Consider the following 12,096-nt stretch of genomic DNA (forward strand, 5'->3'; position numbering starts at 1 on the left):
CTTGAGCGGACACGAAAAAAACGGCATCGACCCCGCCACGAGGACGGAGAAGATGCCGCAAGGTCACACTACCACCAGAGAGAACTACTCTTTACATGGGAGGCGCTTAACGCGCAGGGCCGTAGCCTCCGCCTCCCGGGGTCTCGATGACGAACACTTCACCGGCCTGCATTTCGGTGCTCGCCACAAAACTCAACTGTTCCACCTTGCCGTCGTTGCGGATGGCGTAGTTGCGTCCGCACTTGCCGGGTTCGCCGCCGGCCGCGCCGAATGGCGGGATGATGCGGTTATTCGACAGGATCGACGCCGTCATCGGTTCCAGGAAGCGGATCTTGCGGACGCCGCCATTGCCGCCGTGCCATTCGCCCGTGCCGCCCGAACCCTGATTGATTTCATAGCTTTCCAGGCGAACCGGGTAGCGCCATTCCAGGATTTCGGGATCGGTCAGGCGCGAATTGGTCATGTGCGTCTGGACCACGTCGGTGCCGTTGAATCCCTTGCCTGCACCGGAGCCACCCGAGATGGTCTCGTAGTACTGGTACTGGCCGTTGCCGAACGTGAAGTTGTTCATCGTCCCCGGGGCCGAGGCCAGCACTCCGAGCGCGCCGTACAGCGCGTTGGTGATGCAGCTGGAGGTTTCCACGTTGCCCGACACCACCGCCGCCGGATAGCGCGGGTTGAGCATCGAACCTTCGGGGATGATCACGTTGAGCGGCTTCAGGCAGCCGGCATTGAGCGGGATCTCGTCGTCCACCAGGGTGCGGAAGACATACAGCACCGCCGCCATGCAGATGGCGCTGGGCGCGTTGAAGTTGTTGTTCAATTGCGCCGAGGTGCCGGTGAAATCGATGTCGGCGGTGCGTTCGGCATGGTTGACGCGGATCGCCACCTTGATCACCGCGCCGTTGTCGAGCGGGTATTCGTAGGCGCTGTCCTTGAGCAGGGTGATCACGCGGCGGACCGCTTCTTCCGCGTTGTCCTGCACGTGGCCCATGTAGGCCTGCACCACTTCGATGCCGAAATGGTCGACCATCTTCAGCAGTTCGTCGACACCCTTCTGGTTGGCGGCGATCTGCGCCTGCAGGTCGGCCAGGTTCTGGGCCACGTTGCGCGCCGGGTAGGGGCCGGAACTGAGCAGGTCGACGGTTTCCTTTTCGAGGAAACGGCCGCCGCGCACCAGCTGGAAGTTGTTGATCAGGATGCCTTCCTCTTCCACCACCGTGCTGTTGGCCGGCATCGAGCCCGGCGTGATGCCGCCGATGTCAGAGTGGTGGCCGCGCGAACCGACGTAGAACAGGATGTCCTTGCCGGCCTTGTCGAAAGCCGGGGTGATCACGGTGATGTCGGGCAGGTGCGTGCCGCCGTGGTAAGGGTCGTTGAGCATGAAGACGTCGCCCGGCTGCATCTTGCCGGCGTTCTCGCGGATGATGGTGCGGATGCTTTCGCCCATCGAACCCAGGTGCACCGGGATGTGCGGCGCGTTGGCAATCAGGTTGCCGTGGGCGTCGAACAGCGCGCAGGAGAAGTCCAGCCGTTCCTTGATGTTGACCGAGAAGGCGGTGTTTTGCAGGCGCAGGCCCATCTGTTCGGCGATGCTCATGAACAGGTTGTTGAACACTTCCAGCATCACCGGGTCGGCGCTGGTGCCGATCGCCTTGCGCTGCGGGCGCGCCAGGTAGCGCTGCATCACCAGGTGGTTCAGCGGCGTGACTTCGGCCAGCCAGCCCGGTTCGACGATGTTGGTGGCATTTTTTTCCGCGATGATGGCGGGGCCGTGCACCACGTCGCCGGGACGCATGTCTTCGCGCAAGTAGAGCACGGTCTCGTGCCACTGGCCGCCGGAGAACAGCTTGACCGTTTCGGTGGGCGTGAGCGCACCTTCGCGCAGCGGCAATTGCTCGGGCTTCTCTTCGCGGTCTGCCGAAACGCCGATCGCTTCCACCGAAATGGCTTCGATGATCATCGCCTTTTCCGGCATCAGGAAGGAATAGCGCTTTTTATAGGCGGACTCGAACTGGGCCACCATGTCGGCGATATTCCCGAATGTCACCACGATTACCGAGTCGGTGCCGTCGTAGCGCAAGTGGACGCGCTTGATCACGTCGATCTGGCTCGGCGTCACGCCTTGCGACAGCAGGTCGGCGGCGGCTTGTTCGGACAAGTTGTTGAGTTCGGCATCGAGCCGGCCGATCGATTCGCCCGACAGAAGCAGTTCCATTGCCTGCTCGCGCATTGCGGTCTGGTCGGCCAGGCCCATGCCGTAGGCCGAGAGCACGCCGGCGAACGGGTGGGCGAACACGCGCGTCATGCCCAGCGCATCCGCCACCAGGCAGGCGTGCTGGCCGCCGGCGCCGCCGAAGGTGGTCAGCGTGTAGTCGGTGACATCGTGGCCGCGCTGCACGGAAATGAACTTGATCGCGTTGGCCATGTTGCCGACGGCGATTTCGATGAAGCCCTCGGCCACTTCCTCAGGGGTGCGGCGGTTGCCGGTTTCCTGGAAGATGCGGTCGGCCAGCTCGGTGAACTTGCGCACGACGGCGCCGCGGTCGAGCGGCTCGTCAGCGGCCGGGCCGAACACTTTCGGGAAGTAGGCCGGCTGGATCTTGCCCAGCATGACGTTGCAGTCGGTGACCGCCAGTTGGCCGCCGCGCCGGTAGCTGGCCGGGCCGGGATTGGCGCCGGCGCTGTCCGGGCCGACGCGGTAGCGGGTGCCGTCGAAATGCAGGATGGAACCGCCGCCGGCCGCCACGGTGTGGATGCTCATCATCGGCGCGCGCATGCGTACGCCCGCCACCTGGGTTTCGAACTCGCGCTCGAATTCGCCGGCATAGTGCGACACGTCGGTGGAAGTGCCGCCCATGTCGAAACCGATGATCTTGTTGAACCCGGCTGTCTCGGCCGTGCGCACCATGCCGACGATGCCGCCGGCCGGGCCGGACAGGATCGAGTCCTTGCCCTGGAAGCGATGGGCGTCGGTCAGGCCGCCGTTGCTTTGCATGAACAGCAGGCGCACGCCATCCATCTCGCCGGCGACCTGGTCGACATAGCGGCGCAGGATGGGCGACAGGTAGGCGTCCACCACCGTGGTGTCGCCGCGGGAGACCAGCTTCATCATCGGGCTGACCTCATGCGAAACGGAAATCTGCGTGTAGCCGATATCGGCGGCGATCTCTGCCAGTTTTTCCTCATGGGCGGTATAGCGGTAGCCGTGCATCAGCACAATGGCCACCGAGCGGTAGCCCTGCGCATGCAGGGCCGCGAGCTGCTGGCGCGCCGAGGCGGCGTCCAGTGCTTGCACCACTTCGCCGTGCGCGCCCAGGCGTTCGTCGACTTCCACCACTTTTTCAAACAGCAATTCGGGCAGGACGATATGGCGGTCGAACAGGCGCGGCCGGTTTTGGTAGGCAATGCGCAAGGCGTCGCGGAAACCCTTGGTAATCAACAGGACGGTGGGGTCGCCCTTGCGTTCCAGCAGCGCGTTGGTGGCCACGGTGGTGCCCATCTTTACCGCTTCGACCACGCGCGGGGAGATCGTTTCTTCGGCTTTGAGCCCCAGGAGGCGCTTGATGCCGGCCACCGCCGCGTCTTTATATTGTTCCGGATTTTCCGACAGCAGCTTGTGCGTCAGGAGTGTGCCATCGGGCTTGCGCGCCACGATGTCGGTAAACGTGCCGCCACGGTCAATCCAGAACTGCCAGCGTTGCTCTCCCAGTGAGCTTTGCCCTTCTTCCATGATTCTCCACCTTTTCAGAAATGATTTTATGAGTGCATTTTGTTTATGAATTGTCGATATGGTGCACATGAATCGTGCAATAACGACGTCAGTTTTCCTAAGGCAACATCGCGAAAAATCTTTTCATATCGCCGGAAAGCCTTGCAGCATCAGCATTTGCGCCTGTTTTAAATCTTGTTTGAAAAATTGGCACGCAGTTTGCTAATAAATCGGTGACGATTATGTTGGTATTTAATTCTCTTAATGTAAATAATTTATTGACATATTATCGATTAAAAATATAGGATTCAACAAAAAAATAAAAGGAGACGAAAAATGGAAAGAGAAGTAAAAAGAGAAGCAAATAGAAAAGGAGCGGAGCGCATGTCAAATGCAGCCCGCCGCCATTTTTGAGTGAGTCCTGAGCGCCGGTGATGCCGGCGCGCGGTAGCGTAAAGCAGGGCGGAGCTCGACGAATCCCGAGTCCGACAAGTCGATAGAAGTCAACGCAGCACTAGTAACGCCCGAATATGTGGCGGTAATGCCAGGAGGCCATCAAAGGCCGCTTGGGTTCCGTATGCAGGCAAGGGTATTGCTATGAATCCGATTGGTTATCCAACCGGAGTGGTTTGGCACAACCTTCATCTCTGGTGAAGGCGATTGGCAGCATGCAGTAACGATTTTTGGGTAGCTCCCGCTAAAGACGTTATGCAGTGGGGGAAATTTGGTGTCATTCAATACAATAAGGAGCGTCTCATCATGTCAGGTCTCATCTCCAACAGCATCAAAACCATCCGCAAGGCGGGTTTGGTCATGTCCTTCTGTATGGTTGCCTACTCGGCACATGCCCAGCAGCAGGAAATCAAGATTGGGGTCATCTATCCCCTAAGCGGCGCCGCGGCCTCGACCGGCGCTGAAATGAAGGATGCCCTCGAACTGGCGGCCGACATCATCAACAATGGCGCCAAGGGCGTGCCGAACCTGCCGTTTTCCGCAGGTGGCGGCCTGCCAGCGCTCAAGGGCGCAAAGATCAAGCTGGTGTTCGCTGACTCCCAGGGCAACCCCCAGGTCGGCGCTACCGAAGCCGAGCGCCTGATTACCCAGGAGAAGGTCGTGGCCGTGGTGGGCGCTTACTTCAGTAACGTCACCGCCACCACCAGCCAGATCGCAGAGCGCTACAAGGTGCCTTACCTGAACCCGGAGTCGTCGTCGGCATCGCTGACCCAGCGCGGCTTCAAGTGGTTCTTCCGCACCACCGCGCACGATGACCTGTTCGTCACCAATTTCTATGAATTCTTCAAGGAAATGGAAGCCAAGAAGGGCATCAAGGTCAGCAAGCTGGGCGCCTTCAACGAGAACACCCTGTGGGGCAACGAGACCACCAAGCTGGAAACCAAACTGTCCAAGGATCGTGGTTACGACCTGGTCAAGACCGTGGTCTACCCGGCCAAGAGCACGCAGCTGACTTCCGAAGTCCAGCAGCTGAAAGCGGCCGCGCCGCAAGTGGTGCTGCAATCGTCCTACCTGGGCGATGCCATCCTGTCGATGAAGACCTACAAGGAGCTGGGCTTCAACCCCGACATGATCCTGGCCAACGATGCCGGCTTTATCGACACCGAATTCGTCAAGACGCTGGGCAAGGATGCCGACTACATCATCACCCGCGATGTCTGGTCGCTCGACCTGGCTGCCAAGAACCCGTTGATCAAGCAGGTCAATGACCTGTTCTACGGCCGCTACAAGATCAACTTCACCGGCAACTCGTCGCGCACCTTCACTGGCCTGATGACACTGGCCGACGCCATCAACCGCGCCGGTTCCACCGATGCGGAAGCGATTCGCAAGGCATTGGCCGAGACCAATATCCCCGGCGACAAGCTGATCATGCCGTGGAAGGGCATCAAGTTCGACGAGCACGGCCAGAACACCCTGAGCTCGGGGATCCTGCTGCAGATCGTCAATGGCAAGTACTACACCGTGTGGCCGTTCGACATGGCCACCCGCGACGTGGTGTGGCCAATGCCGAAGTGGGACCAGCGCAAGTAATCCGGGTTCTCGCTTTATATAGGCAGGAGGAGGCCGGTTGCGGCGCAGTGCCGGCGAAAGCCGGAGCGGCCGGCCTCCTGACAGGGAAATTTTCATCGCAGGCGGCTGATTAGACGGTGCGTGAATAGTTCGTAAAAGGGAAAACTTATGTCTTGGGATATTCTGGTGCAGACCCTGGCGTCCGGCTTGCTGATCGGACTGATTTATGCGCTCGTAGCAATCGGCCTGACGTTGATCTTCGGTGTCATGGACATCGTCAATTTTTCGCATGGCGAATTCCTGATGTTTGGGATGTACTCAAGCTTCTGGCTGTTCGCGCTCTATGCGCTCGATCCAATCTTCACCCTGCCGCTGACGGCGCTGTTCCTGTTCGCGCTGGGTGCCTTGCTGTACAAGCTGGTGATCCGCAAGATCACCAACGCGCCGATGGTGTCGCAAATCTTCACCACCTTCGGCTTGATGATCCTCTTCCGCGGCATCGCCCAGTTCTTCTGGAAGGCCGACTTCCGCACCATCGAAAACTCGATGGTGAGCGGGCAGGTATCGATCGCTGGCATCCAGATCGGCATGCCGCAGCTCACCGCGGGCATCGGCGCCATCATCGTCACCGGGGTGATCTACCTGTTCCTGACCCGTACCCGATTGGGTGCGGCGCTGGAAGCCACCGCCGCCGACAAGGAGGCGGCCCAGCTGATGGGCATCGATTCGCAAAAGATGTTCGCCCTGGCATGGGGTATCGGCGCGGCCTGTGCCGGCGTGGCCGGTGCGCTGCTGTCGACGTTCTTCCCGATTTTTCCTGAAGTCGGCGCCAACTTCATCCTCATCGCTTTCGTGGTGGTCAACCTGGGCGGCTTCGGCAGCGTGGTCGGTGCCCTGATCGCCGGCGTGCTGGTCGGCCTGATCGAAGTGATGGGCGGCTTCCTGCTGGGGCCGCAATACAAGATGCTGATCGTGCTGGCGCTGTTCCTGGGGATGCTGATGTTCCGTCCGCAGGGCCTGATGGGCAAAGCCTGAGCGCGCCACCGACTTAGAGAAGAGGACATTATGCTCAAAAATACATCCAGTCTGGTCATGACTGCTCCCCCCACCGGCGCCGGTGCGAACAAGATGCGCGTGGCGCTGGCGGGATTGCTGGCAATGGCCTTGGCGTTGCCGCTCCTGGTGACATCACCGACCCACCTGAACCTGGCCATCCTGATCCTGATGGCGGCGCAGATGGGCGTGTCGTGGAATATCGTCGGCGGCTATGCCGGCCAGGTGTCGCTGGGCCATGTGGCTTTCTACGGCATCGGCGCCTATACCTCGGCCATCATGTTTTCGATCTGGGGCATCAACCCGTGGATCGCCATGCTCACCGGCGGCATCATCGCCGCCGCCATGAGCCTGGTGATCGGCTGGTCTTGCTTCCGCCTGAAGGGACATTACTTTGCGATGGCAACCATCGCCGTGGCCGAGATCATCCAGATCATCTTCACCAACTGGGACTTCGCCGGCGCAGCGGTCGGCCTGACCATCCCGATGAGCGAAGAAGGCTGGTCGAAGATGATCTTCAGCACCAAGGAGCCGTACTACTACATCGCGCTGGGCCTGCTGCTGGCGACGCTGCTGGCCAATGCCTTCATCGAGCGCAGCTACCTGGGCTATTACTTCCGGGCCATCAAGGACGAGCCTGATGCCGCGCGCAGCCTGGGTGTCAGCCTGTCGAAGTACAAGCAGATCGCGTTCGTGGTGAGCAGTTTCTTCACCGCCATGGGCGGCAGCCTGTATGCGCAGAAGGAGCTCTATATCGATCCCGCATCGGTATTGGGCACCGGCACCTCGATCAAGATGGCGCTCGTCTCCATCCTGGGCGGCATCGGTACCCTGTTCGGCCCGGTGGTGGGCGCGGGTGTGCTGACCTTCATCGAAGAAGGCACCCGCACCATGTTCGGCGGCACCGGCCGTGGCACCGATCTGATCGTCTATGCCGGGCTGATCATCGTCATCGCGGTGTATTACCCCAACGGGATCGTCGGCTACGTCAGAAGTGTCTTCGCCCGCCGCAAAGCGGCCAAGGCACGCAAGGAGGAGGGCAAATGAGCTTGCTTCGCGTTGAGAATGTCTATAAGAAATTCGGCGGCCTGACGGCCAACCAGGATGTCTCCTTTACGGTCCAGGCGGGCGAAATCGTCGGCTTGATCGGCCCCAATGGCGCTGGCAAGACCACCATGTTCAACTGCATCGCCGGGTATTCGCCGCCGACCACCGGGGACATCTGGCTGGAAGACGTGAAGATTTCCGGCATGAACCCGGAACAATGCGCCCGCATCGGTATCGGCCGGACCTTCCAGGTGGCGCGCACTTTCACCAGCATGACGGCGCTGGAAAACGTGATGGTTGGCGCATTCCTGAATGAGCACAAGGTGGCGACCGTGCGCCGCACCGCGCAAGAGCTGCTCGAATTCGTCAATCTCGGCCGCTTTGCCGACAAGCCGGCCGGCAGCATGACCATCAGCGAACAGCGCCGGCTGGCCGTGGCGCGCGCGCTGGCGGTCAAGCCCAAGCTGCTGCTGATGGACGAAGTGATGGCCGGGCTCAATCCGACCGAGGTGCGCGAGACCGTGGACGTGGTGCTCAAGATCCGCGACCAGGGGATTTCCTGCCTGATCGTCGAGCACGTCCTCGAAGGCATCATGCCTATCGCCAACCAGATCGTGGTGCTGGATTACGGCAAGAAGATCGCCGACGGCCCTCCACTGGAAGTGTCCAATGATCCGCATGTGATTGCCGCCTATCTGGGAGACGAATGATGTTGCAGGTAAAAAATCTACGCGCCAGCTACGACGGCGTGCTGGCCTTGTCCAAGGTAGACCTTGAGGTCAAAGCCGGCAGCATCGTGGCGTTGGTCGGCGGCAACGGCAATGGCAAATCCACCACCTTGCGCACCATCGCCGGCCTGAACAAGCCGGATGCCGGCGAGGTCGTGTTCGAGGGCCGCGATATCGGCAAGATCCCGTCGTTCGATCGCGTCAAGCTGGGCTTGTCGCTGGTGCCGGAAGGCCGGCGCCTGTTCCCGCGCCTGACGGTGCAGCGCAACCTCGAGCTGGGCGCCTACACCCGCTCCGACAGCAGCGAGGTGAATGCCTCGGTCGATGAGATGTATGCCACCTTCCCGATCCTGAAGGAGCGCCGCCACCAGTTGGCCGGCACCATGAGCGGCGGCGAGCAGCAGATGCTGGCCATCGCCCGCGGGCTCATGGCCAAGCCGCGCCTGCTGCTGCTGGATGAGCCGTCGTGGGGGATCGCACCCAAGTTCGTGACCAAGGTCCTGGATACCATTCAGCAAATCAATGCCAAGGGCGTATCCATTTTGCTGGTGGAGCAGAACCTGCACAAGGCGCTCGCCATTGCGCACTACGGCTACGTGATCCAGACCGGCCGCATCGTGATGGAAGGCAGCGGATCTGAGCTGCTGCATAACGAAGACATTAAGAAGGCTTACCTCGGAGGACTGTGAGATGAGGACGAATGCCGTAACCAATCATCCTGCGGCGGCACTGCGCGCCTTGTGCCGGACGGGCGATTTCACCGGCTCGACCGCCGGATACGCCGATGGCCATGTGCAGGCCAATCTGATGATCGTGCCGAAGGAATACGCCTTCGACTTCCTGCTGTTTTGCCAGCGCAATCCGAAATCCTGTCCGCTGGTGGAAGTGCTGGAGCCGGGCAGGGTCGAGCCGCGCGGCACCCCCGGCGCCGATCTGCGTACCGACCTGCCGGGCTACCGCATCTTCGAGAACGGCCTGTTGAAACAGGAAGTCACGGATATCTCCGCCTATTGGCGCGATGACCTGGTGAGCTTCCTGATCGGCTGCAGTTTTTCTTTCGAGAGCGCCTTGACCGAGGCCGGCATCCGGTTGCGCCACATCGAACAGCAGCGCAATGTCGCGATGTACAAAACCACCATCCCATGCCTGCCGGCGGGGCGCTTCAAAGGGAATAGCGTCGTCAGCATGCGGCCGGTAAAGAGCCGGGACATCGCGCGTGCCGTGGAGATCACTGCCCGGCTGCCGCAGGTGCATGGGGCGCCGGTGCATATCGGCAATCCGCAAGCCATCGGCATCGCCGACCTGGCGCGTCCCGATTTTGGCGATGCCGTCGAGATCATGGACGATGAACTGCCGGTGTTCTGGGCCTGCGGCGTCACGCCGCAGTACGTTGCCGAACTCAGCAAGCTGCCGTTCTGCATCACCCATGTGCCGGGCAAGATGTTCGTGACCGACCAGCTCAACGAATAGGCATGTAAGCGCCTCTTCAGCGATGGCCGCGGCTGCGGCCATCGACTACCCGAACCCCAAGCGGCGGCATCGTCCGCCATGAACCAAGGATTTTTATGTTAACGCATAAATCCCTGTTGGAAGCGTACGTCCATGCGAAAGACAAATGCTGTCCTTCGCTGATCCGGGACATCTACGAGCCTGACGCGGTGCTCAACATCTCGACATCGGAAAACTCGGTGGCCTTTCCGCCATTGGTGGTCGGGACGGATGGCATCGCCCAGACCCTGGTGACGGATTTCTCCAGGCGTTTTACGCAATGCCGCACGTACTACGTTTGCGACCAGCTGGCGTCGAAGGAAGACCGCATCGACCGATTGCCCTGGCTGGTGCTGATGCGTGAGAAAGAGAGTGCATCGCTGCGCATCGGGCGTGGACATTACAACTGGACATTCACCCGGCGCAGGGAAGAAGGCGCGCGCGTCAGGGAAATGCATATCTGCATCGACCACATGATGCTGATTGCCGATATCGCCGGCGATCTGTTGCCGACGATCCAGTCGTTTCTGCCGTATCCATGGCTGCCCCCGAAAGTGCTGGATACGTCGTTTGGCTTCATTGGGGAGTGCAACCCGTCGTTTGCTTTTCTGAAGGAGTTCAGGACCGATAGATTCGGGTTGCAGCATGAGCGGCTTGCGCCGACGGCATGAGCCGCCCGTGCAGTAAGGATGGAGACGTGCAGCAGGGGAATGGCTGTGCGTCCAGTAGTTCTCTCTGATGGCGGCAAGGGAATCGGCCAATTGCCTGGCCGCTTGGGAGAGCAGGCGCATATCGGTCAAGGGGAGAGCGCGCAAGAACTTCGCCGGTAAGCGATTTTTGGTGTGATGCAGTTTCAATTTATTTGGGGAGTTCCAATGAAACATAAAGTCTTGGCTGCCGCGGTGTTTGCCGCGGTGGGAATCCAGGCAATACCTTCGTACGCGCAGTCGTCCGTGACGATCTATGGCTTGATCGATACCGGTTACGTCCTTGAGACCGGCGGCCTGGCCGGCAAGGTCAGCAAGCTGACCAGCGGCATCAGCGGCGGTTCGCGCATCGGCTTCAAGGGAACGGAAGACCTGGGCGGCGGCATGTCGGCGGTGTTCCTGCTGGAAGCCGGCTTCAACAACGACACCGGTGGCGTCGGACAGGTTTCGGCCAGCAATCCGACTCCGTTGTTTGGCCGCCAGAGCTATGTCGGCCTCAACGGCGGCTTCGGCTCGGTCCTGGTCGGGCGCCAATATACGCCGCAATACCTCGTCATGGCGGCGATTGATCCGTTCGGCACCGGTTATGCCGGGGACGCAGCCAACCTGATGCCCAATACCGGCAACGCAGCAAGCCGTATGGACAATACCGTCAAATACCTGACGCCGAATTTCTCTGGCTTTACCGGTGAGTTCGCGTATGGCTTCGGCGAAACGGCGGGCAGCACCAAGACAGCCAGCCAGATCGGTGCGGCGTTAGGTTATGCGAACGGCCCACTGACCCTGAAGCTGGGTTTCCACAGCCGCAATAACGATACGGCAACTGCGCAAAACAGCTCCGCCCGTAACACGCTTTTCGGCGGCATGTACGACTTTGGCGTGGCCAAGCTGCACGCCATGTACGGCATCGACAAGGGCGTCAACAGCTCGCCGTTGCGCAATGCCGGAACGGTGGTGGGCACAAGCACGGTGGGCCTGTATGGCGTGCCGCTGACTCCGTCGACCGACAGCACCGACCTGCTGGTTGGCGTGACGGTTCCGTTCGGTGCTGTCCATAACGTCATGGCTTCCTATATCCATAAGAACGACAAGACGTCGCGGAACCAGGATGCCGACCAGTATGCCGTGGGCTACCGCTATTCGCTGTCCAAGCGTACCGACCTGTATGCGGCGTACGCGCATATCCGCAACAAGAACGGCGCCAATTACACGGTGGGCAGTTCGATCGAAGCGGGTTCGGGGAGCAGCGCCTGGAACCTTGGCATGCGCCATACGTTCTAGGCGCTTTTTCCGGTGGGCGGAGTCTTGAGGGGGATAGCCGGCTAGGGCCCTGGAA

Annotated in this window: 9 protein-coding genes; 8 read left to right on the top strand and 1 reads right to left on the bottom strand. The window is 60.6% G+C overall.

Annotated features, from left to right (window positions below):
* Positions 1-106 precede the first annotated feature (106 nt).
* Complete coding sequence (locus tag AKL28_RS10005; protein ID WP_050467982.1) at positions 107-3,733, bottom strand: hydantoinase B/oxoprolinase family protein; 3,627 nt, start codon at positions 3,731-3,733, stop codon at positions 107-109.
* Between the two features lie 738 nt (positions 3,734-4,471).
* Here AKL28_RS10005 and AKL28_RS10010 point away from each other — a divergent pair.
* From AKL28_RS10010 to AKL28_RS10045, 8 genes are all read left to right on the top strand, one after another.
* Complete coding sequence (locus AKL28_RS10010; protein WP_050467983.1) at positions 4,472-5,758, top strand: ABC transporter substrate-binding protein; 1,287 nt, start codon at positions 4,472-4,474, stop codon at positions 5,756-5,758.
* A 147-nt stretch (positions 5,759-5,905) separates the two neighbouring features.
* Positions 5,906-6,772 (top strand): branched-chain amino acid ABC transporter permease, encoded by an 867-nt coding sequence (locus tag AKL28_RS10015; RefSeq protein WP_050467984.1) that lies wholly within the window; start codon positions 5,906-5,908, stop codon positions 6,770-6,772.
* Between the two features lie 30 nt (positions 6,773-6,802).
* Positions 6,803-7,837: a branched-chain amino acid ABC transporter permease gene (locus AKL28_RS10020; protein ID WP_050467985.1), complete on the top strand. Its 1,035-nt coding sequence runs from the start codon at positions 6,803-6,805 to the stop codon at positions 7,835-7,837.
* A complete protein-coding gene (locus tag AKL28_RS10025; RefSeq protein ID WP_050467986.1) occupies positions 7,834-8,547 on the top strand; it encodes an ABC transporter ATP-binding protein in 714 nt (237 codons plus the stop codon). Before AKL28_RS10020 ends, AKL28_RS10025 begins: the two co-directional genes overlap by 4 nt.
* A complete protein-coding gene (locus AKL28_RS10030; protein WP_050467987.1) occupies positions 8,547-9,254 on the top strand; it encodes an ABC transporter ATP-binding protein in 708 nt (235 codons plus the stop codon). Before AKL28_RS10025 ends, AKL28_RS10030 begins: the two co-directional genes overlap by 1 nt.
* A 1-nt stretch (position 9,255) precedes the next feature.
* Positions 9,256-10,035 carry a putative hydro-lyase gene (locus AKL28_RS10035; RefSeq protein WP_050467988.1) on the top strand — a complete coding sequence of 260 codons (780 nt, stop codon included), beginning with the start codon at positions 9,256-9,258 and terminating at the stop codon, positions 10,033-10,035.
* 95 nt (positions 10,036-10,130) lie between these two features.
* Positions 10,131-10,724, top strand: coding sequence for a hypothetical protein (locus AKL28_RS10040; protein WP_050467989.1), 594 nt, complete (start codon positions 10,131-10,133; stop codon positions 10,722-10,724).
* Between the two features lie 204 nt (positions 10,725-10,928).
* The gene (locus AKL28_RS10045) at positions 10,929-12,041 is read left to right on the top strand and encodes a porin (protein ID WP_050467990.1); all 1,113 of its coding nucleotides are present in this window, start codon (positions 10,929-10,931) and stop codon (positions 12,039-12,041) included.
* Positions 12,042-12,096 lie beyond the last annotated feature (55 nt).

The organism is Herbaspirillum chlorophenolicum, from assembly GCF_001189955.1.
Lineage (GTDB): Bacteria > Pseudomonadota > Gammaproteobacteria > Burkholderiales > Burkholderiaceae_D > Herbaspirillum > Herbaspirillum chlorophenolicum.